Origin of the sequence: Pseudomonas sp. P9_31 (assembly GCF_034008235.1) — a bacterium.
Lineage (GTDB): Bacteria > Pseudomonadota > Gammaproteobacteria > Pseudomonadales > Pseudomonadaceae > Aquipseudomonas.
The window spans coordinates 3,163,279-3,185,949 of record NZ_CP125375.1 but is presented as its reverse complement, the minus strand read 5'-3'; the positions used below and the strand labels follow the sequence as shown (position 1 = coordinate 3,185,949).

The 22,671-nt window shown below is 60.9% G+C and carries 20 protein-coding genes; 12 read left to right on the top strand and 8 right to left on the bottom strand.

Annotated elements, in window-relative coordinates; translation table 11 throughout:
• Window positions 1-7 precede the first annotated feature (7 nt).
• Window positions 8-376: a GNAT family N-acetyltransferase gene (locus QMK51_RS14025; RefSeq protein WP_320394462.1), complete on the top strand. Its 369-nt coding sequence runs from the start codon at window positions 8-10 to the stop codon at window positions 374-376.
• 2 nt (window positions 377-378) lie between these two features.
• Here QMK51_RS14025 and QMK51_RS14020 read toward each other — a convergent pair whose 3' ends face one another.
• On the bottom strand, window positions 379-1,344 hold the full coding sequence (locus QMK51_RS14020; protein ID WP_320394461.1) for a LysR family transcriptional regulator: 966 nt from the start codon (window positions 1,342-1,344) through the stop codon (window positions 379-381).
• Between the two features lie 339 nt (window positions 1,345-1,683).
• Between QMK51_RS14020 and argH the strand changes: the two genes are divergently transcribed.
• The 11 genes from argH to QMK51_RS13965 all read left to right on the top strand — a co-directional run bounded on the left by argH (window position 1,684) and on the right by QMK51_RS13965 (window position 13,926).
• Entirely contained in the window at window positions 1,684-3,111 is a 1,428-nt protein-coding gene (gene argH / locus QMK51_RS14015; RefSeq protein WP_258700547.1) for an argininosuccinate lyase, read from the top strand.
• Between the two features lie 173 nt (window positions 3,112-3,284).
• Entirely contained in the window at window positions 3,285-4,163 is an 879-nt protein-coding gene (locus QMK51_RS14010; protein WP_105346141.1) for an amino acid ABC transporter permease, read from the top strand.
• A gap of 11 nt (window positions 4,164-4,174) precedes the next feature.
• Window positions 4,175-4,939: an amino acid ABC transporter ATP-binding protein gene (locus QMK51_RS14005; RefSeq protein ID WP_223484254.1), complete on the top strand. Its 765-nt coding sequence runs from the start codon at window positions 4,175-4,177 to the stop codon at window positions 4,937-4,939.
• A 53-nt stretch (window positions 4,940-4,992) separates the two neighbouring features.
• Window positions 4,993-5,817, top strand: a complete 825-nt coding sequence (locus QMK51_RS14000; RefSeq protein WP_320394460.1) for an ABC transporter substrate-binding protein — start codon at window positions 4,993-4,995, stop codon at window positions 5,815-5,817.
• A gap of 279 nt (window positions 5,818-6,096) precedes the next feature.
• Window positions 6,097-6,945 (top strand): polysaccharide deacetylase, encoded by an 849-nt coding sequence (locus QMK51_RS13995; RefSeq protein WP_320394459.1) that lies wholly within the window; start codon window positions 6,097-6,099, stop codon window positions 6,943-6,945.
• Window positions 6,938-7,825: a polysaccharide deacetylase gene (locus QMK51_RS13990; protein WP_320394458.1), complete on the top strand. Its 888-nt coding sequence runs from the start codon at window positions 6,938-6,940 to the stop codon at window positions 7,823-7,825. Before QMK51_RS13995 ends, QMK51_RS13990 begins: the two co-directional genes overlap by 8 nt.
• Window positions 7,822-9,285, top strand: coding sequence for an MmgE/PrpD family protein (locus QMK51_RS13985; RefSeq protein ID WP_320394457.1), 1,464 nt, complete (start codon window positions 7,822-7,824; stop codon window positions 9,283-9,285). The genes QMK51_RS13990 and QMK51_RS13985 overlap by 4 nt, the downstream gene beginning before the upstream one ends.
• 102 nt (window positions 9,286-9,387) lie before the next feature.
• Entirely contained in the window at window positions 9,388-10,566 is a 1,179-nt protein-coding gene (locus QMK51_RS13980; RefSeq protein WP_320394456.1) for an MFS transporter, read from the top strand.
• A gap of 159 nt (window positions 10,567-10,725) precedes the next feature.
• Window positions 10,726-11,421, top strand: a complete 696-nt coding sequence (locus tag QMK51_RS13975) for an HPP family protein (RefSeq protein WP_258700541.1) — start codon at window positions 10,726-10,728, stop codon at window positions 11,419-11,421.
• A gap of 243 nt (window positions 11,422-11,664) precedes the next feature.
• Window positions 11,665-12,771 carry an enoyl-CoA hydratase/isomerase family protein gene (locus QMK51_RS13970; protein WP_320394455.1) on the top strand — a complete coding sequence of 369 codons (1,107 nt, stop codon included), beginning with the start codon at window positions 11,665-11,667 and terminating at the stop codon, window positions 12,769-12,771.
• Between the two features lie 3 nt (window positions 12,772-12,774).
• On the top strand, window positions 12,775-13,926 hold the full coding sequence (locus QMK51_RS13965) for an acyl-CoA dehydrogenase family protein (protein ID WP_258700532.1): 1,152 nt from the start codon (window positions 12,775-12,777) through the stop codon (window positions 13,924-13,926).
• Between the two features lie 136 nt (window positions 13,927-14,062).
• On the opposite strand, the gene QMK51_RS13960 is transcribed toward QMK51_RS13965, so the two are convergent.
• From QMK51_RS13960 to pssA, 7 genes are all read right to left on the bottom strand, one after another.
• A complete protein-coding gene (locus QMK51_RS13960; RefSeq protein WP_320394454.1) occupies window positions 14,063-14,836 on the bottom strand; it encodes an enoyl-CoA hydratase in 774 nt (257 codons plus the stop codon).
• 14 nt (window positions 14,837-14,850) lie between these two features.
• Window positions 14,851-15,978: an acyl-CoA dehydrogenase gene (locus tag QMK51_RS13955; protein WP_258700530.1), complete on the bottom strand. Its 1,128-nt coding sequence runs from the start codon at window positions 15,976-15,978 to the stop codon at window positions 14,851-14,853.
• A 180-nt stretch (window positions 15,979-16,158) separates the two neighbouring features.
• Window positions 16,159-17,352, bottom strand: a complete 1,194-nt coding sequence (locus QMK51_RS13950) for an acetyl-CoA C-acyltransferase (RefSeq protein WP_320394453.1) — start codon at window positions 17,350-17,352, stop codon at window positions 16,159-16,161.
• 12 nt (window positions 17,353-17,364) lie between these two features.
• Complete coding sequence (locus QMK51_RS13945; protein ID WP_320394451.1) at window positions 17,365-18,126, bottom strand: SDR family NAD(P)-dependent oxidoreductase; 762 nt, start codon at window positions 18,124-18,126, stop codon at window positions 17,365-17,367.
• Between the two features lie 16 nt (window positions 18,127-18,142).
• A complete protein-coding gene (locus QMK51_RS13940) occupies window positions 18,143-19,807 on the bottom strand; it encodes an AMP-binding protein (protein WP_320394450.1) in 1,665 nt (554 codons plus the stop codon).
• A 274-nt stretch (window positions 19,808-20,081) separates the two neighbouring features.
• The gene (locus QMK51_RS13935) at window positions 20,082-21,098 is read right to left on the bottom strand and encodes an AraC family transcriptional regulator (protein ID WP_258700527.1); all 1,017 of its coding nucleotides are present in this window, start codon (window positions 21,096-21,098) and stop codon (window positions 20,082-20,084) included.
• A 204-nt stretch (window positions 21,099-21,302) separates the two neighbouring features.
• Window positions 21,303-22,646 (bottom strand): CDP-diacylglycerol--serine O-phosphatidyltransferase, encoded by a 1,344-nt coding sequence (gene pssA, locus QMK51_RS13930; RefSeq protein ID WP_320394449.1) that lies wholly within the window; start codon window positions 22,644-22,646, stop codon window positions 21,303-21,305.
• Window positions 22,647-22,671 lie beyond the last annotated feature (25 nt).

Genomic DNA, 22,671 nt, shown 5'->3' with positions numbered 1-22,671 from the left:
GCGATTTTTGGGCCGCTTCGATGTTGCTGAAGATCAAGATCAAAAGATCGCAGCCTGCGGCAGCTCCTACATAAAGCCCGGTATGGAGCTACATATTCATGAACTGTCTGTCAGCCAACAGTTTCAGGGCCAGGGCGCTGGCCGCAAGTTGTTGTTGTTAACGGCACTCGAACACGCAGACAAACGAGAGCTCCACTCTCTGACTTTGACCACGTTTCGCGACTTACCCTGGAATGAACCGTTTTATCGGCGGTTCGGCTTTGAAACATTGAGCCCGGCTGAAATCGGCCCACGTTTAACGTCGGTGTTGAACAACGAAATCAACCACGGTTTGCCAGGGGAGCGACGCTGTGCGATGCGTTTGAAGCTGCGTTAGCCTCAAGCCGGCGCCTTCAAATCCACCCCCAACGCCTGGGCAAACGCCTTCACCAGCGGACTGCGCACGGTGTTGTGGCGCAGGATCAGATTGAACGGCGTGACGATGTTGATCAGGTCCGGCCGCACCGCCCGAAACTCTCCTTGGGCCACCAGGGTTGCGGCGTAATGCTCGGGCAGAAAACCCACGAAACGGCCGGTCTTGACCAGCAGCGCCACGGCTTCCACTTGAGTCGCCGAGGCCGAAAAGCTGTCGTAGCGGGCAAAATTCAGTTTGTCCCGATGGATCGCGTAGCGGTGGTTGATGCACTCGTAATCCTCCAGCACATTGCCGCCCATGTCCGCCTCTGGCATTGAGAACAGAGGATGGCCGACGGCGCAATACACGTACGAGCGCTCTTCATAGAGCGGGAAGTAATCGAACTCCTCTCTTTTCTGATAAACCGGCACGATCCCGGCCACTAACCGTCCCTCGACGACGCCTCTTTCCACCTCATCTAATTGAGATGCCTGAAGTTGAAACCTTACTTTCGGTGACTCTTCATTTATTTTTCTAAGCGCAGCAACTAACGGCGAACTTGAATCTGTGATCGTATTATCAATAACGCCTACCCCAAGATCGCCAATAAGTTCGTTCTGCGCCGAACTAAGCCGATCACGAAAGTTGTCGACCGAGGCAAATAAATCAATCGAGGCCTGATACACCAGACGCCCTTCTTCGGTCAGATGAAACCCCTCTCGGCCTCGAGTACACAGGCGCATGCCGATGCGGATTTCAAGGTCGGAAATCTGTTTGCTGATGGCCGCCAGGCCCACATTCAGTTCGTTCTGGGCGGCACTGAAACCACCGGCCTCGACCACGGCCTTGAACACTTTGAGCAGTTTGAAGTCCAGGCCGCTGAGGGCCAGTGGTGCCCGATGTACCGTTTTTGGCGGCGGGTTTCCAGAATTGGAAAGTGGGGTTTCCATAATGCTTATTTACCTCAGGTGCCCTATTCAACAATCTGTGTCCAACAACAAAAACATAGCCGACCAATAATAATGAACACAGAAAACAAGGCTTGGCAACCGCTAATAAATTCCACAGATCAGTGCCAACTCACTGATTTCGAACTATTAAAAGCTGACACTTCGATCAGCTCTCGCCACTTCGTAACTGCCCTCTTGAAAACTGCTTTGGCCTAACCACGCCCGGTTGAATCTTTTCGACCTGTAGGCGCGATCGGCGCGGCGATCCGGCTTGCTGGCAAAGCTCTTTGGCCTGACACCCGATTTTTTAACTTCCGAGCAATGACGAGGAAAACAACAATGTCTCAAACCACCGACCGTCTCTGGGGTGCCCGCTTCAAGAGCGGCCCTTCCGAAGCTCTCGCGGCCCTGTCCCGTTGCCCCGAGCGCTACTTTCGCCTCACCCCGTACGACCTCGCCGGCTCCAAGGCGCATGCCCGGGAATTGCAGCGCGCAGGGCTGTTGAGCGAGCAGGAAACCCAGACCATGCTCGATGCTTTGGAGCGCATCGGTGATGACTTCCGTGCTGGCAGCATCGCGCCGACGCTGGACGACGAAGACGTCCACACCTTCATCGAGCGCCTGCTGACCGAACGCCTCGGCGCACTGGGCGGCAAGCTGCGCGCCGGCCGTTCGCGCAACGACCAGACCGCCAACGACCTGCGGCTGTTCCTGCGTGATCACGTCCGTACTTTGGCCGTTGAAGTGCTGGCCTTGCAGCAGGCACTGGTGGAGCAGGCCGAGCAACACGTCGAAAGCATCTGCCCGGGCTTCACTCACCTGCAACAGGCCCAGCCGATCGTCTTCGCTCATCACTTGCTGGCCCACGCCCAATCGATGCTGCGCGACGTGCAGCGTCTGGTGGACTGGGATGTGCGCACCTCGCTGTCGCCACTCGGTGCAGCGGCCATGGCCGGTTCCGCCATCGCTCGCCTGCCGCAGCAATCGGCCAAGGAAATGGGCTACAGCGGCGTCTGCGAAAACTCCATCGACGCCGTGGCCAGCCGTGATCACGTCGCCGAGTTCCTGTTCATCGCCAGCATGTTGGGGATCAATATTTCCCGCCTCGCCGAAGAGTTCTGCCTGTGGTCGTCGCGGCAATTTCGCTGGGTCGCGCTGGACGATGCCTACGCCACTGGCAGTTCGATCATGCCGCAGAAGAAAAACCCGGACATCGCCGAACTGGCCCGGGGCAAGGCTGGTCGCCTGATCGGTAACCTGACTGGTTTGCTGTCGACCCTCAAATCCCTGCCACTGTCGTACAACCGCGACTTGAGTGAAGACAAGAACGGCGTGCTCGACAGCGTCGACACCCTGCTGCTGGTGCTGCCGGCCATGGCCGGGATGGTTGCGACCATGAAGGTCAACGTTGAAGAGCTGCGTCGTCAGGCACCGTTGGGCTTCACCCTCGCCACCGAAGTGGCCGACTGGCTGGCGGTGCGCGGCGTGCCGTTCAAGGAAGCTCACGAAATCACCGGCGCACTGGTCCAGGCCTGCGAGAAGCATGACATCGAGTTGTGGGAAGCCTCCCCGGCGCTGCTGGCCGAGATCGATCCGCGCCTCAAGCCTGAAGTGCGTGACAGCCTGACCCTCGAAGCCGCTATCGCCGCCCGCAGTGGCTGGGGCGGTACCGCGCCGCAACAGGTGCGTGAGCAGATCGGCCGTTTGAAGACTGCCCTCGCCGCCCAGCAGCAATGGACCGAGAACTATCAGGGTTTCCGTCTTTAAGTCAGAGCGCAAAACTTGTGGGAGCGAGCCTGCTCGCGATTGCGGTATTACATTCAACATCCATGTTGACTGACCCGCCCCCATCGCGAGCAGGCTCGCTCCCACAGGGATTGCGCTTAACCTGAAAAACCATACACGCCGTCTTGATTGAGCGCGGCGTACGGAGAAACAACATGAGCCAGACTCAGGCAGAACGACTCCAGGCGGAGCGCAAACTGGCGGAAAACCAGTTCGATATCACCCAGTACCAGCATGTGCCACGGCGTTACTACGGACGGATTTTTTTCGCCACTGTAATAGTCATCGCGATCATAGGATTGGTGCGGGCCTTCGCCGAAGGCAAGATTGAATGGTCGTACATCGGCCAGTTCCTCACCTCACAGGCCATTATGTGGGGCCTGCTCAACACCATCGTCATGGCAGTGCTGGCGATGGCGTTGGGTATTGTCTTCGGGGTGATCACGGCAATCATGCGCATGTCGGCCAACCCGATCCTGCGCTATGTGGCATTGACCTACACCTGGCTGTTCCGCGGTACGCCGTTGATCCTACAGCTGCTGCTGTGGTTCAACCTGGCGCTGATCTTCCCCACCATCGGCATCCCCGGCCTGTTCGAAATGGACACCGTGAGCCTGATGACGCCGTTCGTGGCCGCCCTCCTCGGCTTGAGCATCAACCAGGGCGCCTACACCGCCGAAGTGGTGCGCGCCGGCCTGCTCTCGGTGGACACCGGGCAGTACGAAGCCGCCAAGTCGATCGGCATGCCGCGCTTGCAAGCGTTGCGCCGGATCATCTTGCCCCAGGCCATGCGGATCATCATTCCGCCGGTGGGTAACGAGTTCATCGGCATGGTGAAAATGACGTCCCTGGCGAGTGTCATCCAGTACTCGGAACTGCTCTACAACGCCCAGAACATCTACTACGCCAACGCCCGCGTGATGGAGTTGCTGATCGTCGCCGGTATCTGGTACCTGGCCACCGTCACCGTCCTGTCCTTTGGTCAAAGCCGTCTGGAGCGTCGTTTCGCTCGCGGCGCCGGCAAGCGTTCTTGAGGAGCCCCCACATGAGAAGCATCGTCAAGGCCGTGAGCCTGAACAAGTATTACGACCATTTCCACGCGCTCAAGGACATCAACATCGAGGTCGAGCAAGGCGAAGTGCTGTGCATCATCGGCCCGTCCGGCTCCGGCAAAAGCACCCTGCTGCGCTGCGTGAATCAGTTGGAAAAGATCGACAAGGGCGGCCTGTGGGTCGACGGCGAACTGGTGGGTTACCGCATCGCCGGCAACAAGCTGCACGAGCTCAACGAGTCGCAGATCGCCCGTCAGCGCCTGGCCACTGGCATGGTGTTCCAGCGTTTCAACCTGTTCCCGCACATGACCGTGCTGCAAAACATCATCGAAGGGCCGTGCCAGGTGCTCAAGCGTTCGCCCAAAGAAGCGCATGAAGAAGCCTTGGAATTGCTGGCGCGCGTCGGCCTCGCCGACAAGCGCAACAGCTACCCGATCGAACTGTCGGGCGGCCAGCAACAACGGGTGGCGATTGCCCGCGCGCTGGCGATGCGACCCAAGCTGATGCTGTTCGATGAACCCACTTCGGCACTCGACCCGGAACTGGTCGGTGAGGTGCTGTCGGTAATGCGAGATCTGGCGCAGACCGGCATGACCATGATCGTCGTCACCCATGAACTGGGCTTCGCTCGCGAGGTGTCCAACCGCATGGTGTTCATGGACGGCGGGCAGATCGTGGAGGCTGGAAGCCCCGAAGAAATACTAATAAGTCCGCAAAACCCACGCACCCAAAGCTTCATTTCTGCCGTTCGAACCTAGGCCCTGGCTCGTAAACCAAGAGCGGACCTCACAACACTCATAAGAGAACGACCATGAAGAATTTTGTTATCCCCGCAGTACTCGCAGGCGTTATGGCTTCCAGTTTCACTTGGGCCGCCGAGCTACCGGCCAGCATCAAGGACAAAGGCGAGGTCGTTGTGGCCATCATGCCGAACTACCCGCCGATGGATTTCAAGGACCCGGCCACCAACACCCTCACAGGGCTCGACTATGACCTGGGCAACGCCTTGGCTGAACGTCTGGGCGTGAAGATTAAATGGCAGGAAACCGGCTTCGAGCAAATGATCAACGCGCTGACCACCGACCGCGTGGACATGGTGATGTCGGGCATGACCGACACCGCCGAGCGTCAGGCCAGTGTGACCTTCGTTGACTACTTCACCAGCGGTCCGCAGTTCTACACCTTGCAGAAAAACAAGGAAACGAACGAGATCATCGACCTGTGCGGCAAGAAAGTCGGCACCAGCCGACGTACGACCTTCCCGGCGGAAATTGCCGCGTGGAGCAAGGCCAACTGCGAAGCCGCCGGCAAGCCTGCGATCAACGTGATCGGCACCGAAGGCTCGGCCGACGCCCGCGCACAGCTGCGCCAGAGCCGCATCGACGCGGCCATGCAGGGCAGCGAAACCCTGCCGTACCTCAAGACCCAGGAAAAGGACATGTACAAAACCGTGGGCCTGCCGATTTCCAAGCAGTTCACCGGGATGGGCGTGAGCAAGAAAAAGCCTGAGCTGAGTGAAGCGGTGAAAGTCGCGTTGCAGAGCATGGTCGATGACGGCAGCTACCAGGCGATCCTGAAGAAGTGGGACCTGGAACTGGGCGCGATCAAGACCGTGACCATTAACGCCGGGAAATAATGGATCGGTGTGATGCCTTTGTGGGAGCGAGCCTGCTCGCGATAGCGGTCTGTCAGATGACATAGATGTTGAATGCACCGCCCTCATCGCGAGTAGGCTCGCTCCCACACTGAACCCGGGCCGATCACAATTTTGTGGCCAACCGATAAACCTGTGGGAGCGGGCTTGCCCGCGATAGCGGTCTGTCAGGCGACACGCATGTTGAATGTACCGGCCTCATCGCGAGCAAGCTCGCTCCCACAGGGTCTGGCGTTTACTTATAAATAGTTGGAGCACCACATGTCCTCCTCGCTACAACCGACCTGGCCGGACCAGCACACAGCCTGCCTCGCCCTGGCCTTCGACCTTGATGGCCCGACCGGTGATGCGATGCTCAACGGCTCGATCTGGCGCAAGCCCGAGTATTTCGGTTTTGGTGGTTACGGCCCCTATCGGGCGCTGCCGCGGATTCTCGACGTGCTGGATGAGTTCCGGATCCCGACCACGTTTTTCGTACCGGCCTGGGTCGTGGAAAACTGGCCGAAACAGTGCCAGGCGATTGTCGAGCGCGGGCATGAGGTGGCGTACCACGGCTACAAACACGAATCCTTTTACGCCCTGACGCTGGACCAGCAGAAGGACGTGATGAACAAATCCCGCGAGGTGTTCTGGAAATACCTGAACACCCGCGCCGAAGGTTTCCGCACGCCATCCGGCGACTGGCGAGCCGAAACCCCCGCCATGCTGGTGGAAGCCGGCGTGACCTATTCCAGCAGCATGCGTGGCGATGACCGGCCGTACCTGGTGAAAGTGCCGGGTTTCGACACGCCGTTGGTGGAAATCCCCGGTCGCTGGGAAATGGACGACTACGCCTCCCTCGCCTACACCCGCGCGCCAGACTTTCCCTCGGGGCTCGACCGCACGGCCAGCTACGCGCTGACCCTCGACAACTGGTGCCGCGAGTTCGACGGCGCCATGGATGAAGGGCTGTGCCTGACCACCCTGTTCCACCCCAAGATCACCGGCAAACCGGGACGCATCCTGTTGCTGGAAAAACTCTTCGAACACATGCGCCAACGCGACGACGTCTGGTTCGCCACCTGCCGCGACGTCGCCCACTGGTGGCTGAAGGAGCATCATCATGGCTGATTCCACTGCCTGGCCTGACGGCTACCGCTGTGCCGTGGTGCTGACCGTCGATTACAACGACATCCACGGCATTCTCACCCAGGCCCCGGAAGTCGCCGGGCGCGACAAGACCTTATCGGTGTGGCGCTACGGCACGCAACGCGGTGTCGAGCGTTTGCTCGGATTGTTCGAAGCCCTGGGCGTTTCCAGCAGTTGGTTCATTCCCGGCATCGTCGCCGAGGAAAACCCGGAGCACATCCGGGCGATCCTGGCCGGCGGACATGAAATCGCCTGCGCCGGGTATCGCCATCAGCACTACGACAACCTGACGCTGGCCGAGCAAAGCGCCGAAGTCGCCAAGGGCTGCTCGGCCTTGAGCGCGCTGACCGGTCAGCGTCCGACAGGCTTTCGCATCCCCGCCGGCAACGGTGCGCCGGGCTTCATCGAGGCGTTGCGCGATCACGGCATTCGCTGGTCCTCGTCATGGCGCGGCGATGATTTGCCCTTCGCTCACCCGACGACATGCGACGTGATCGAGCTGCCGTTGCACTACGAACTGGAAGACGAACCCTACTTCGCCTTTAACCTCAGCCCGGCGGTGCCGCCTGCGCAATCGCGCATCGCCTCCTACAGCCACACCTTGGGCAACCTGCAGATGGACTTCGCCGGGTTTCATCGGTTCGGGCTGTGTTACGCACTGCGGCTGCACCCGGAAATCATCGCCACGCCTGGACGGATCGGCGTGTTGCGGGAATTGCTGCAGAGCATTCAACAGCACGATGACGTCTGGATCGCCACCGGGGCCGAGGTCGCCCGATGGTGGGCCGAGTCGGCAGCGCCCGTGAGCGAGGATCACCCGGCGGCGGTGTACGAACGTCATTATCGGGATTACGGCGTATGAAAGATCAAGAGACCGCAGCCTTCGGCAGCGCCTACGATGGGGTGATGCGGATGGAGCGGTTGGCGCAGTTTTGCGTCGATACTCGCTTTGAAGATTTACCACCCGCGTTGGTCGCACAAGCCAGGCGGCACATTATCGACACCTTCGGCGCGGCGCTGGCCGGGGCTGACAGCGACGTGGCGAAACAAGCGCGTCAGGTCTTCGAGGGTGAAGCCGGCAGCACGCTGATCTGGGGCACTGATCAGCGGGTCGGCGCGGCGCAGGCCGCCATGCTCAACGGCATCGCCGCGCATGCCCTGGAACTGGACGACACCGGCGGTTGCGACCACTCCGGCGCGGTGGTGCTGCCGGCGGTGATGGCCGCTGTCTCGATGTCTGAGTTATCGGTTTCTGAAACACCGGTAAGTGGCCGCGAGTTGATCACCGCGATAGTGATCGGCTACGAAATTGGCCGTCGGGTGCTCGAAGCCTGCGGCAGTTACTCGGCCCATAACGGCGCCGGTTGGCACTCCACGGCGACGTGCGGGGTGTTTGGTGCGGCAGCGGCCAGCGCGCGAATTCTGGGGCTGGATGCACAGCAAACCCTGGCGGCCCTGGGCATCGCCGGTAGCTTCAGTGGCGGTCTTTGGGCCTTCATCCATGACGGCTCGCAAAGCAAAAAACTCCACAGCGGTCGGGCCGCCGAAGGTGGATTGCTGGCGGCGCGGTTTGCTCAACAAGGCATCACTGGGCCGACCAAATTGTTCGATGATGTCTGGGGCGGTTTTCTCAAGACCCTAGCGGCGGATACCGCCGTGCCTGAGGCGTTGGATGCCGAACTGGGCCAGGTATGGAAACTCTCCCGCTGCTCAATCAAACCCTACGCGGCATGCCGGGGAACGCATTCGGCGATCGATGCATTGGGCCTGTTGCTGAATCAATTGCAGGTCAGCGCGGATCAGGTTGAGGGCGTTGAGGTTTCGTTGTGCGGATTCCTGCAAGACATGTGTGGCGGTCAGGACATCAACGGCCTGGCGGCGGCGCAGATGAGCTTGCCTTATGCCCTCGCGGCCCGGTTGGTCCATGGTCATTGCCGGTTGGAGGCCTACGACGACGAACAGCGCCACCACCCGCGGATTGCACACTGGATGTCGCGCATTCGCCTTGAAGTCGACCCGCGACTGTCGGAGGATGGCGAGCCTGTGGTCAGCGTTCAGACCGTGGATGGTCGGCACGCCAGTTTGTGTGTTGAGGTGCCGTTGGGTGCGCCGGGGAATCCGCTGAGCGATGAGGCGCTGGAGGAGAAGTTTTTCAGCCTGGCGGGGCGGGTGATGCCGCGACAGCAAGTGCAAGAATTGCTTGCGCAGTTGTGGCGGCTGGAAGCGCTTGAATCGGTGGCAGACTTGAATGTTGCGATGTCTGTGCGGGCCTCTTCGCGGGCAAGCCTCGCTCCTACAAGGTTCACGTCGAGCCACGATTAAATGCTCGACACAAAGCCTGTGGGAGCGGGCTTGCCCGCGATTGGCAGCAACTCGGTATCGCGTCGATACCACAGAATCTGAATAAGGACATTTGCCCCCACCGTGGCCACTTACTCCCTCGTCATTCGCCGCTTGATGATCGTTTCGCTGACCATCGTCGTCAGCCGCGCCATTACCAGCCCGTTGCTCACCCTGTTTCTGAGCAACAAACTCGGCCTCAACCAACAGGACGTCGGCCTGCTGCTGGGCATCGCGGTGTTTATCGCCACCCTGCTCGCCCTTTATGGCGGTTACATCATCGACCGCCTTGAAAAGCGTCGACTGCTGATCCTGGCCATGCTCTCCAGCGCTATCGGCTTCGTGTTGCTGACCTTCGCTCAAAACCTGTACCTGACCACCGCCACCCTGGTGATCACCGAAACCGCCTCGGCGCTGTTCCTGATCGGGTCCAAGGCGATTCTCAGCGAAAACCTGCCGGTGGGTCAGCGCGCGAAAGCCTTTTCGCTGCGCTACACCCTGACCAACATCGGCTACGCCACCGGTCCCATGCTCGGTGTGGTGATCGCCGGGGTGCAGCCGCTGGCGCCGTTCCTGATTGCCGGTGGCATCGCCTTCTTCAGTATTTTCCTGATGAGCGGGATTCCCAAAGACCCGGCCCAGACACCCGCCATCGGCCAGCCACAGAGCTTTCTCAAAACCCTGATCACCCTGAAGAACGACCGCACACTGATCATGTTCACCTGCGGCTGCCTGCTCAGCACCGTGGTGCACGGTCGTTTTACCCTGTACCTGTCGCAATACCTGCTGGTCACCCAAGACACCAAACGTGCCCTGGAAACCATGGCCGCCCTGCTCGCCTGCAACGCCATCAGCGTGATCTTGCTGCAATACCAGATCGGCCGGTTCCTCAAACGTGAACAACTGCGTTACTGGATTGCCGGTGGCACCAGCCTGTTCATCCTCGGGTTGATCGGTTTCAGCCTGGCCGACAGCCTCGTGAGTTGGTGCGTGGCGATGTTCATTTTCACCCTCGGTGAAATGATCATTTACCCGGCCGAGTTCCTCTTCGTCGACACCCTGGCCCCGGAAGAACTGCGTGGCAGCTACTACGGCGCGCAGAACCTCGCGGCCCTCGGCGGTGCGCTGAGCCCGGTGATCTGCGGCTTCCTGCTGATGCACACGCCTGCGCCCACCATGTTCTATGCGCTGAGTGCGTTGACGGCGATGGGCGGTTTCCTCTGCTTCATGAGTGGTCGGCGGGTGGCTATACTGCAAAAATAATGCACTGAAACTGCATTAATATGAATTTGTCAGTATCTGGAATGATCGGCACACTGTGCGGCGTTCCTCCCCCAATAGTTGGAACTACTTCAAGGGCTTTCTGGGTCTCCCAGCTAAGCCTTTTTTTTTGCCTCGTTTTTTCTACGGATCGTTTGCCTCATGTTCGCTCGCTGGTTACCTGCCGCCATCAATACCCGTCCTTCAGAATGGAGCCGCGCCGCTATCGGCATGTCGCTGGGCACGATGTTCAGCGTCTGGCTCTGCAGTCAGGTATTTGGTATGGAAGTGGCGCAGCACCTGATCGGTCCGCTGGGTGCATCCGCAGTATTGCTGTTTGCTGTGTCCTCGGGCGCCCTCGCCCAGCCTTGGTCGATACTTGGCGGCTATTTGAGCGCCGGGGTGGTCTCGTTGCTGGTCGCTCACGTGCTCGGACGCACCCTCGGCAGCGCCTGCCTGGCGGCGGGCATGTCGCTGATTCTGATGTGCTGGCTGCGTTGCCTGCACCCGCCGGCCGGAGCGCTGGCATTGCTGTTGGTGCTGGCGGACCCGGCGACCATTGCCCTGGATTGGAAAGCCCTCGGCCCGGTGATGCTCAGTGGCTCGACGATGCTGTTCAGCGCACTGGCGTACAACAACCTGACGCGCATTCGTTACCCAAAACGTCCCGCTGAGCCGGTGCCGATGATGCCCGTCCCCGCCAGCCAGGCGATCACTGCCGCGGATCTGAAACTGGCCCTCACCGACATGGAAGCGTTCTACGACGTCACCCCCGAAGACCTCGAACAACTGATTCATGCCTGTGAGTTGCATGCCAAGCGGCGCAGCATCGGGGATGTGTTTTCCAGCAAGGGTTGAAGATCAAAAGAAAGATCAAACGATCGCAGCCTTCGGTGGCTCCTGCGTGATCGGTGTTCATACGCGAACGCTGTCAATGTAGGCGCTGCCGAAGGCTGCGATCTTTTGATTTTTGGTTAAGGTAAAAATGCAGGCGGGACCTGCACGTATCCCGGTTGTACAGGGCAAATTTGCACTGTTACGATCCAGCATCGCTCGCGCGCGAGTTTCTCTATAAAGAACAATAAAAGCAGGGAGTTAGTGATGACTGCTCAGGTTTCAACCCCGCAAACACAGTCCATGGATGCCACGCAAAACGAAGTGTTGGCCGAGGTTCGCAATCACATCGGTCACCTGACCCTCAATCGCCCCGCCGGCCTCAACGCCATTACCCTGGACATGGTCCGCAGCCTGCAACTTCAGCTCGATGCCTGGGCCCAGGATCCGCAGGTACACGCGGTGGTCTTGCGCGGTGCCGGCGAGAAAGCCTTCTGTGCCGGCGGCGATATCCGCTCGCTGTATGACAGCTTCAAAAGCGGCGACACCCTGCACGAAGATTTCTTCGTCGAGGAATACGCCCTCGACCTCACGATCCACCACTATCGCAAACCGGTCCTGGCCTTGATGGACGGCTTTGTGTTGGGCGGCGGCATGGGGCTGGTGCAAGGCGCCGATTTGCGGGTGGTCACCGAGCGCAGCCGCCTGGCGATGCCGGAAGTGGCCATCGGGTATTTCCCGGACGTCGGCGGCAGTTACTTCCTGCCGCGCATTCCCGGTGAGCTGGGCATTTATCTCGGCGTCAGCGGCGTGCAGATTCGCGCGGCCGATGCGCTCTATTGCGGCCTGGCCGACTGGTATCTGGACAGTGAAAAACTAGGCACGCTGGACGAGCGACTCGATCGCCTCGAATGGCACGACACCCCGCTCAAGGACCTGCAAGGCGTGCTGGCGAAACTCGCGGTGCAACAACTGCCGGCAGCGCCCCTGGCGGCGTTGCGGCCGGCCATCGATCACTTCTTCGCCCTGCCCGATGTGCCGAGTATGGTGGAACAACTGCGTGCAGTGACCGTCGCCGACAGCCATGAATGGGCCACCGCCACCGCCGACCTGCTGGAAAGCCGTTCACCGTTGGCCATGGGCGTGACCCTGGCAATGCTGCGGCGCGGTCGGCACCTGAGCCTGGAACAGTGCTTCGCCCTCGAACTGCACCTGGATCGCCAGTGGTTCGAGCGCGGCGACCTGATCGAAGGCGTGCGCGCCTTGCTGATCGACAAAGACAAAAACCCGCGCTGGAACCCGCCGACCCTGCAAACGCTGGACGCCGAGCACGTCGCGAGTTTTTTCACCGGGTACGACCAGAGCGGGAACTGAGCCATGCACGATATCGAATTGAGCGAAGAGCAAGTGATGATCCGCGACATGGCCCGGGATTTTGCCCGCGGCGAAATCGCGCCCCATGCACAGGCCTGGGAAAAGGCTGGCTGGATCGATGACGGTCTGGTGGCGAAGATGGGTGAACTGGGTCTGCTGGGCATGGTGGTGCCCGAGGAATGGGGCGGCACCTACGTCGACTACGTGGCCTATGCGCTGGCAGTGGAAGAGATTTCCGCCGGTGACGGCGCCACTGGCGCACTGATGAGCATCCACAACTCCGTGGGCTGCGGGCCGGTGCTCAATTACGGCACCGAAGAACAGAAACAGCAATGGCTGCCCGACCTTGCCAGCGGCCAGGCCATCGGTTGCTTCTGTCTCACCGAACCCCAGGCCGGTTCCGAAGCCCACAACCTGCGCACTCGCGCCGAACTGCGCGACGGCCAGTGGGTGATCAACGGCGCCAAGCAATTCGTCAGCAATGGCAAACGGGCGAAACTGGCGATCGTTTTCGCCGTGACCGATCCGGAGCTGGGCAAACGCGGCATCTCGGCGTTCCTGGTGCCGACCGAAACAGCGGGGTTCATCGTCGACCGCAGTGAACACAAGATGGGCATCCGCGCTTCCGATACCTGCGCCGTCACCCTGAACAATTGCACGATTCCCGAGGCGAATTTGCTGGGTGAACGCGGCAAAGGCCTGGCCATCGCCCTCTCCAACCTCGAAGGCGGCCGCATCGGCATCGCCGCGCAAGCCTTGGGCATCGCCCGTGCGGCATTCGAAGCGGCGCTGGCTTACGCGCGGGATCGGGTGCAGTTCGACAAGCCGATCATCGAGCACCAAAGCATCGCCAACATGTTGGCCGACATGCACACCCGGCTCAACGCCGCGCGCTTGCTGATCCTGCACGCCGCGCGCTTGCGCAGTGCTGGCAAACCGTGCCTGTCGGAGGCTTCACAGGCCAAGCTGTTTGCATCCGAGATGGCCGAGAAGGTCTGCTCGTCGGCGATACAGATTCATGGCGGGTACGGGTATCTGGAGGATTACCCGGTGGAGCGTTACTACCGGGATGCGCGGATCACGCAGATTTATGAAGGGTCGAGCGAGATACAGCGGATGGTGATTGCCCGGGAGCTCAAGCACTACTTGGTCTAGAGCGTCGCCGCAGACATGATCGTTCCCACGCGCAGCAAAGGAATGCAGCCCGGGACGCTCCGCGTCCCATCAAAAGCCGAACGCGGAGCGTCCGTTGAGGCATTCCCACGCAGAGCGTGGGAACGATCAGTGTGGGTTACTTGCCGACGAACTCCGCCTCACGCTTGGCAATAAACGCCGCCATCCCCTCCTTCTGATCCTGCGTGGCAAACGCCGCATGGAACACCCGGCGTTCAAAGCGCACGCCTTCCGACAGGCTGACTTCAAAGGCGCGGTTGACGCTTTCCTTGATCATCATCGCAATCGGCAGCGACTTCTTGGCAATCAGCGTCGCGACTTTCAGCGCTTCTTCCAGTAGCTCATCCGCTGGCACGATCCGCGCCACAATCCCGCATCGCTCCGCTTCCACCGCATCGATCAAGCGCCCGCTCAGGCACATTTCCATGGCCTTGGCCTTACCCACGGCGCGGGTCAGGCGCTGGGTGCCGCCCATGCCAGGCAGTACGCCGAGGTTGATTTCCGGCTGACCGAATTTGGCGTTGTCGCCGGCCAGAATGAAGTCGCACATCAGCGCCAGTTCACAGCCACCGCCCAAGGCGAAACCGTTGACCGCGGCGATGATCGGCTTGCGGCGGTTGGCCACGCGATCGCTGTCGCTGAACAGGTCGTCGAGGTAGATCTGCGGGTAGGTCAGCTCGGCCATCTCCTTGATGTCGGCACCGGCGGCGAAAGCTTTTTTCGAACCGGTCAGCACGATGCAACCGATGTTCGAATCGGCTTCCAGGCCATCGAGGGCGTGGTTCAGTTCGCTGACGAGTTGGGCATTCAACGCGTTCAGCGCTTGCGGGCGGTTGAGGGTGATCAGCCCAACGCGACCGTGGGCTTCCAGCAAAATCGTTTCGTAGTTCATAGGTGGATTCCTTCTCAAAGATTGCGCGAAATGACCATGCGCTGAATGTCGCTGGTGCCTTCGTAGATCTGGCACACCCGCACGTCGCGGTAGATCCGCTCCAGCGGGAAGTCGTTCAGGTAACCGTAACCGCCCAGGGTTTGCAACGCCGAGGAGCAAACCTTTTCGGCCATTTCCGAGGCGAACAGTTTGGCCATGGAGGCTTCCACCAGCGCCGGTTTGCCGCTGTCGCGCAACGCCGCCGCGTAATGCACCATCTGCCGGGCCACGGCGATCTGGGTGGCCATGTCTGCCAGGCGGAACGCTACCGCCTGGTGTTCGATGATCGGCTTGCCGAAACTCTCGCGTTCACGGGCGTAGTCGCGGGCCGCTTCGAACGCGGCGCGGGCCATGCCCACCGATTGCGAGGCAATGCCGACGCGGCCGCCTTCGAGGTTGGCCAGGGCGATCTTGTAGCCTTCGCCCTCCTCACCCAGTCGATTGGCCACCGGGACTTTCACATCCTCGAAGAGGATCTGGCAGGTATCGGAAGCATGTTGGCCAAGCTTGTCTTCGACCCGCGCGACTTTATAGCCCGGCGAATCGGTGGGCACGATCAGCGCGGTGATCCCGCGTTTGCCGGCAGTTGGGTCGGTCACCGCAAACACAATCACCACCCCGGCGTTTTGCCCGGAGGTGATGAACTGCTTGCAGCCGTTGAGTACATAGTGATCGCCGTCCAGCCGGGCGCGGGTTTTCAGGCTGCTGGCATCGGAGCCGGCTTGCGGTTCGGTCAGCGCAAACGCACCGAGCATCGCGCCGCTGGCCAGCGGTTTGAGGAAGCGTTCTTTCTGGTCGTCGTTGCCGAACTTGAGGATCGGCACGCAACCCACCGAGTTGTGCACGCTCATGATGGTCGAGCAGGCGCCATCGCCGGCAGCGATTTCTTCCAGGGCCATGGCGTAGGCCAGATAACCGGTGTCGCAACCGCCCCACTGCTCCGGCACCAGCATGCCGAAGAAACCCAGGTCGGCCATCTCGCTGATGGCTTCCTTGGGGAAGCGATGTTCACGGTCCCATTCGGCGGCGAACGGTTTCAGCCGTTCCTGGGCAAACTGCCGGGCCGCGTCGCTGATCTGAAGTTGTTCGTCATTGGGGATCATGCCAAGTCCTTAAAAATCGAGTTGAAACGCAAGACCTGTGGGAGCGGACTTGTGTGGCGAGGGAGCTTGCTCCCGCTCGACTGCGCAGCAGTCGCAAAGCTTTTGGGGCCGCTTCGCGACCCAGCGGGAGCAAGCTCCCTCGCCACAAAAGCCCCACACACAGGTTGCGCCCCATTAGCCTCAGTACAGGCATTCCACAGCCATGGCCGTGGCTTCACCGCCGCCAATGCAGATCGCTGCAACGCCGCGCTTCAGGCCTTTCTGGCGCAGGGCCGAGAGCAAGGTCACGAGGATCCGCGCGCCAGATGCACCGATCGGGTGACCCAAAGCGCAGGCACCGCCGTGGACGTTGATCTTCTCGTGGGGGATTTCCAGTTTGGTCATGGTCACCAGACTCACCACCGCGAAGGCTTCGTTGACTTCGAATAACTCGACTTCTTCCAGGGACCAGCCGGTTTTTTTCATCAACTTCTTGATCGCGCCCACCGGTGCCACCGGGAACAGCCCCGGTGTGTCGGCAAACGCGGCGTGGCCGTGAATCACCGCCAGCGGTTTCAGGCCTTGTTTTTCGGCTTCGGAACGACGCATCAGCACCAGTGCCGCCGCGCCGTCCGAGATCGAGCTGGAGTTCGCCGCCGTCACGGTGCCGCCGTCGCGGAACGCTGGTTTCAGCGAGGCGATTTTGTCCAGCTTGGCTTTCGGTGGCTGTTCGTCGTGGCTGATCAGCACCTGCTCTTTGCCGACGGTCACGGTGAGCGGCACGATCTCGGCCGTGAAGCTGCCGTCCTTGATCGCCTGCTGCGCGCGGGTGGTCGAAGCGATGGCAAAGGCGTCCTGAGCTTCGCGGCTGAAGCCGTTGGTTTCAGCGCAATCCTCGGCGAAGGTGCCCATCAGGCGGCCCTTGTCGTAGGCGTCTTCGAGGCCGTCAAGGAACATGTGATCGAGCACCCGGCCGTGGCCCATGCGGTAACCGCTGCGGGCACGGTCCAGCAGATACGGGGCGTTGGACATGCTTTCCATACCACCAGCGACCACCACATCGGCACTGCCGGCGATCAGCATGTCGTGGGCCAGGATCGTGGCTTCCATGCCCGAGCCGCACATTTTGTTCAGCGTCGTGCAACGGGTCGATTTATCCAGCCCGGCGCCCAGTGCCGCTTGCCGCGCCGGGGCCTGACCGAGGCCGGCGGAGAGCACGCAGCCGAACAACACTTCTTCTACGGACTCAGGGGCGATACCGGCGCGCTCGACGGCGGCACGAATCGCGGCGGCGCCCAGTTGCGGCGCGGTCAGGCCTTTCAGTTCGCCCTGGAAACCGCCCATCGGGGTGCGGACGGCGCTGACAATAACAATCGGATCGTTGGACAGTGTCATGACAAATACTCCTTATTTGGCGGCCATGCGCAAGGCACCGTCGAGACGGATCACCTCGCCGTTGAGCATGCTGTTTTCTATGATATGCCTGACCAGCGCGGCGTACTCGCTCGGCTTGCCCAATCGCTGTGGAAACGGCACGCCAGCGGCCAAAGACTCGCGCACTTGCGGTGTCATGCCGGCCATCATCGGCGTTTCGAAAATGCCCGGTGCGATGGTCATCACGCGAATGCCGAAGCGTGCCAGTTCACGGGCGGCGGGCAAGGTCAGGCTGGCAATCGCGCCTTTCGAGGCCGAGTACGCGGCCTGGCCGATCTGGCCGTCGAAGGCCGCGACCGACGCGGTGTTGATGATCACGCCGCGCTCGCCGTCTTCATCGGCTTCGGTTTCGGCAATCGCCGCCGCCGCCAGGCGCAGCATGTTGAAACTGCCGATCAGGTTGACGTTGATCACCTGGCTGAAACTGGCCAACCCATGGGGGCCGTTCTTGCCGAGGATCTTCTCGCCACGGACGATGCCGGCGCAATTGACCAGACCATTGAGGCCGCCAAACGCTTTGACCGTCGCCTGCACCGCCGCTTCGGCTGCTGCTTCGTTGCTGATATCCGCCACCACACTTTGCGCGCCGAGACGTGCAGCCTGGGCCGCGACGGCTTCGGCGTTCATGTCCACCAGCATCACCTTGGCGCCAGCCGCCACCAGCATTTCCGCAGTGGCGGCACCGAGGCCGGATGCACCGCCGGTGACGAGAAAAATCTTGTTTTCGATCTGCATCATTGTTTCCTTGGATTCAAGCTGAAACGTTCTTCGCGCTGGCCTCTTGAGCCTTGGCGATTTCCTGGTTGCGCAAGATAAAGCGCTGCAATTTGCCGCTTGGGGTTTTCGGCAATTCGCTGACAAATTCGATTTCGCGGGGGTAAGCGTGCGCCGCCAGACGCTTGCGCACGTGTTGGCGCAGCTCTTCGGCCAACGCAGGCTCAGCGCGGTATTGCGGGCTGAGCACGACAAAGGCTTTCACCAGCTCGGTGCGCTCCGGGTCGGGTTTGCCGATTACCGCGGCTTCGACCACCGCCGGGTGTTCGATCAGTGCGCTTTCCACGTCGAACGGGCCGACGCGGTAGCCGGAGGTGGTGATCACGTCGTCGCTGCGGCCGACGAAGCTGATGCTGCCGTCCGGGTTCCATTCCACGGTGTCGCCGCTCAGGTAATAGTTGCCGACGAAGGCCTTGGTCGGCGCACCTTCGTAACCGCTGAACCAGCACATCGGCGATTGGGTACGGTCGATGGCCAGAATGCCCGGCTGGCCGACGCCCAGTTCTTTGTATTCCTCGTCGAGCACCACGATGCGGTGGCCCGGCGAGGCAAAACCGGCGGCGCCGACGTGCACCGGATGGTCAAGACCGTGGTGATTGCACAGGACCATGCCCAGTTCGGTCTGGCCGTAATGGTCATGAATCACCACGCCGAGGTTATCGGCGAACCAGCGAATCACTTCCGGGTTCAGCGGTTCGCCGGCACTGCTGACGATGCGCAGCTTGCCCTTGATCGAACGGGCGAATTCGTCGCCACCGGCAATCAGCAAGCGGTAGGCGGTCGGTGAACCGGTGAGGTTGGTGATCCCGTATTTGTTGATCACCCGGCAAGTGCTTTCGAGGGTGAACGGGCCATCGTAAAAGGTGATTGGATGCCCCATCGACATCGGGCCGGTGACGCCGAAATAAATGCCATAGGCCCAGCCCGGATCGGCGACGTTCCAGAACGCGTCTTCAGGGCGCAAATCCACCGCGTCACGGGTGTAACTCTGGAACGCGACAATGGCCTTGAGCGGCACCGACAGCGCTTTCGACGGGCCGGTGGTGCCCGAGGTAAACATCAGCAGAAACGGGTCTTCACCGGTCAGCAATACCGGTTCGCATTCAGGGGAATAATTGGCCAGTTCGGCCCAGAAACTGAAATCGCCACGCACGATGCCCTGGCCCTTGGGACTGCCAACGGTGACGATGGTCGGGCAGTCGGCCACTTCAGCGAGTTTCGGGCGATTGACCGCATCGGTTACTACGACTGCGGCGCCGGAACTGTTGAGGCGATGTTCGATGGCTTTCGGGCCGAAGGCGGTAAACAGCGGCTGATAGACCGCGCCGATGCGCCAGGTGGCGAACACAGTGATCAGCAATTCGATATTGCGTGGCAGGAGGCCGGCGACTTTATCGCCCTTCTTCACGCCCTGGGCCAACAGGAAATTGGCGAAGCGCGCGGCTTTGTCCTGCAAGTCGCTGAAGGTGTAGGTCGCGCTGGCGCCTTCGCGGCCTTCCCAGAACAGCGCGATGCGCCCCGGCAAGGCATGCCGGTCGCAACATTCGACGCAGGCGTTGAGCGCGCTCAACGACCCCGTGAGCGCGGCATCGACGGCGTGCTGATAATTGAACTGTGACGTGGCAGACAAATAATCGCGCATTGCCAGAATCCCTTTGTATTTTTATTAGGCTGCGGGAACCGTAACTAACAGGGAAATACTCGCTCTGCGCGGGGAGCGGGACAATGGTCAAAGCTATCAAATTGTGTGACTGGTTTGGCCAAGGGCTGAAGGATGCGGCGCCCGGATGACCGCCATCGCGGGCAAGCCCGCTCCCACAGGTTTTACGGCGTGTACGACATTTATGGTCACCGCATATCACTGTGGGAGCTGGCTTGCCCGCGATGGCACCAGACTAGGCGCCACAGAATCCGGATCAACTGGGTTCGTTAAGAATCAAACTCCGATAATGCCCCGGATTAGACCCCGACCACTTGCGAAACGCCTTGTAGAACGAGCTGGCATCGGCAAACCCCAAACGTGTAGCGATTTCAGCAAAGCTGATGGCCGGCTCGGCCAGCCAGACGATGGCCAGTTCCTTGCGCACGCTGTCCTTGAGCCCCTGATACGTCTGCCCTTCTTCGGCCAGGCGTCGACGCAGGGTCGAGGCCGACATGCACAGTTGCTGCGCCAGCGCCTCGGTTTCCGGCCAGTGCTCGGCGGGCAGTTGCCGCAGATCGTGCTTGATCCGGCTGGCCAGGCTCTCCGGATCACGATACTTGACGAGGATATTGGCCGGCGCATGGGCGAGGAAGCGCTTGAGCTCTTCGGCGCTGCGCTTGATTGGCAAATCCAGGCAATCGGCCGAGAAAATCATCCGCGTGCGCGGCCGGTCGAATCGCAGGTTCTCGGAGAACATCACCCGATAGTCATCGCAAAAATCCGGCGCCGGGCAGCGCAACTCGATGGCCAGGATCGGAATCCGCCGCCCCGCCAGCCAGCAGGCCACGCCGTGGACGATCATCCAGTAAGTGAAATAAGTGAAGGCGCGGCGCGGGTCTTCGTCGTCCTCCAACAGGACGATTTCCGCCAGGCTTTGCTGCCGAACCAGTTGCGCGGGCAGGCGTTCGAGCATCAACGACAGGAAGCTCAGGCCCGAGGTCAGCCCGGCGGCCAGGCTCGGCTGGACCATGGAGCAGCGACACAGAAACGCCAGGCTGCCGGACTTGAGCTTGCGCGGGTCCATGCCAAAAAACTCATCGTCCCGGCGCTGCGCCAGCAATCGCCACAGGCGCGCATAGGCGGTGGCTGGAACACGGGCGTCGTTGGTTTCCAGCAACGCCGGATCGATGTCGACCTTGTTCAACACCTCTTCGGTGGCAGCGCCCGGGGCGCAACTTTGCAACAGCGCCTCACGCACCAGTTGAATGGAGATGGTGTCTTTTTCCGACATTGACCGTGGCGAGCCTTGTTCTTGTTTAAGTGGTGGGCATATTAGCGCAGCCACCAGCCCGGCGCAGATCCCTGTGGGCAGCCTAAATCCCGTGGGAGCGGGCTTGCCCGCGAAGATTTATGTCGATCACAATTCCAATGTGGGAGCGAGCCTGCTCGCGAAGGCGTACTCACCGGCAACACACCCGCCCCGCCGTGTTACCCCTTACAAAATCCGATACAACAACCGCTCGATCCGCACCCGACTCACGCGCTTGAGAAACTTGGCCACCCCCGCCGGATAATCCGGCAGCGTCTCCAGACTCTGATACCGCTCAATGCGCTGGGTGTGCTGGAAGATCTCCGCCAGCTCTTTGCCACGCGGCTCCAGCAACTCGCCCTGCGGATCATCAATCAGCAACGCGTTTTCCAGATCGAGACGGAACGCCCGCGGATTGAGGTTGTTGCCGGTCAGCAAGGTGTAGCGCTGATCGATCCACATGCCCTTGAGGTGATAGGTGTTGTCGCCATCCTTCCACAAATGCAGGTTCAGCTTGCCGCTGTCGATGCTGCGCTGATGACGTTTGGCGAAGCGTCGCAGGCTGATCTCGTACAGGTATGGCAGCGCCGCGATCACCTTGAACGGCTCGCTGGGCGGAATGTAGAAATCGTTGGCGGTCTTGTCGCCGACGACGATGTCGATCTTCACGCCCCGCGCCAGGGCCCGATTGATTTCCCGGGTCACCGCCAGCGGCAGGTTGAAGTACGGCGTGCAGATGGTCAGCTGATGCTGCGCACTGGCAATCAGCTCGCAGATCACCCGGCTCAACGGGTTGTTCTTGCCCACCCCGAGCAACGGACTGACCGATAAACCGCCCTTCGCCGTGCTGCCCGCCGTGGTGTCATACGCCGCGTGCTTGAGACGGCTGCGCAGGTCGCCGATGTCGTGGCGCAGGCTACGGGTGGTCGGCAGGTTCGGCAGGTCAAGGCGATGTACCGCTTTGGAAGTGATCAGACCGTGCTGAATCAGGTGCTGCATGGAATCGGCCAGCGCCTGGTTCTGCAACAGGTGATAGCGGTCGAAGCGGTACTTGTCGAATTTGTGCAGGTAAACGTTGTTCAGGCTCGCGCCGCTGTAAATCACGCAATCGTCGATCACGAAGCCCTTCAAATGCAGCACACCGAACAGCTCGCGGGTCTGCACCGGCACGCCGTACACCGGCACAACGCTGTGGTGGGTGCGGGTGGTTTCCTGATACCAGGCCGAGTTGCCCGGCTGCTTGCCGGCGCCGATCAAGCCGCGCTGGGCGCGCAGCCAGTCCACAACCACCACCACGTCCAGTTCCGGACGCGCCAGTTTGGCGGCGTGCAGGGCATCGAGGATTTCCTGGCCGGCCTCATCCTGTTGCAGGTACAGCGCGACGATGTAGATACGCCGGGTTGCCTGAGCGATTTGTTCCAGCAGGCAACGACGGAACTCGGCAGCGCCAGAGAGGATGGTGACGGCATCGGCGGTCAGCGGAAAACTGCGCAGTTTAGGCAGCAGAGAGCGTTTGAAAAGCGACGGCATAGGGCTCGCAAAAGGGTCGAATCCG

Bases quoted from the DNA above. Each gene is read 5' to 3' on its own strand.
- QMK51_RS14020 (WP_320394461.1), bottom strand. From the start codon at position 1,344: ATGGAAACCCCACTTTCCAATTCTGGAAACCCGCCGCCAAAAACGGTA.
- argH (WP_258700547.1), top strand. From the start codon at position 1,684: ATGTCTCAAACCACCGACCGTCTCTGGGGTGCCCGCTTCAAGAGCGGC.
- QMK51_RS14010 (WP_105346141.1), top strand. From the start codon at position 3,285: ATGAGCCAGACTCAGGCAGAACGACTCCAGGCGGAGCGCAAACTGGCG.
- QMK51_RS14005 (WP_223484254.1), top strand. From the start codon at position 4,175: ATGAGAAGCATCGTCAAGGCCGTGAGCCTGAACAAGTATTACGACCAT.
- QMK51_RS14000 (WP_320394460.1), top strand. From the start codon at position 4,993: ATGAAGAATTTTGTTATCCCCGCAGTACTCGCAGGCGTTATGGCTTCC.
- QMK51_RS13995 (WP_320394459.1), top strand. From the start codon at position 6,097: ATGTCCTCCTCGCTACAACCGACCTGGCCGGACCAGCACACAGCCTGC.
- QMK51_RS13990 (WP_320394458.1), top strand. From the start codon at position 6,938: ATGGCTGATTCCACTGCCTGGCCTGACGGCTACCGCTGTGCCGTGGTG.
- QMK51_RS13985 (WP_320394457.1), top strand. From the start codon at position 7,822: ATGAAAGATCAAGAGACCGCAGCCTTCGGCAGCGCCTACGATGGGGTG.
- QMK51_RS13975 (WP_258700541.1), top strand. From the start codon at position 10,726: ATGTTCGCTCGCTGGTTACCTGCCGCCATCAATACCCGTCCTTCAGAA.
- QMK51_RS13970 (WP_320394455.1), top strand. From the start codon at position 11,665: ATGACTGCTCAGGTTTCAACCCCGCAAACACAGTCCATGGATGCCACG.
- QMK51_RS13965 (WP_258700532.1), top strand. From the start codon at position 12,775: ATGCACGATATCGAATTGAGCGAAGAGCAAGTGATGATCCGCGACATG.
- QMK51_RS13960 (WP_320394454.1), bottom strand. From the start codon at position 14,836: ATGAACTACGAAACGATTTTGCTGGAAGCCCACGGTCGCGTTGGGCTG.
- QMK51_RS13955 (WP_258700530.1), bottom strand. From the start codon at position 15,978: ATGATCCCCAATGACGAACAACTTCAGATCAGCGACGCGGCCCGGCAG.
- QMK51_RS13950 (WP_320394453.1), bottom strand. From the start codon at position 17,352: ATGACACTGTCCAACGATCCGATTGTTATTGTCAGCGCCGTCCGCACC.
- QMK51_RS13945 (WP_320394451.1), bottom strand. From the start codon at position 18,126: ATGCAGATCGAAAACAAGATTTTTCTCGTCACCGGCGGTGCATCCGGC.
- QMK51_RS13940 (WP_320394450.1), bottom strand. From the start codon at position 19,807: ATGCGCGATTATTTGTCTGCCACGTCACAGTTCAATTATCAGCACGCC.
- QMK51_RS13935 (WP_258700527.1), bottom strand. From the start codon at position 21,098: ATGTCGGAAAAAGACACCATCTCCATTCAACTGGTGCGTGAGGCGCTG.
- pssA (WP_320394449.1), bottom strand. From the start codon at position 22,646: ATGCCGTCGCTTTTCAAACGCTCTCTGCTGCCTAAACTGCGCAGTTTT.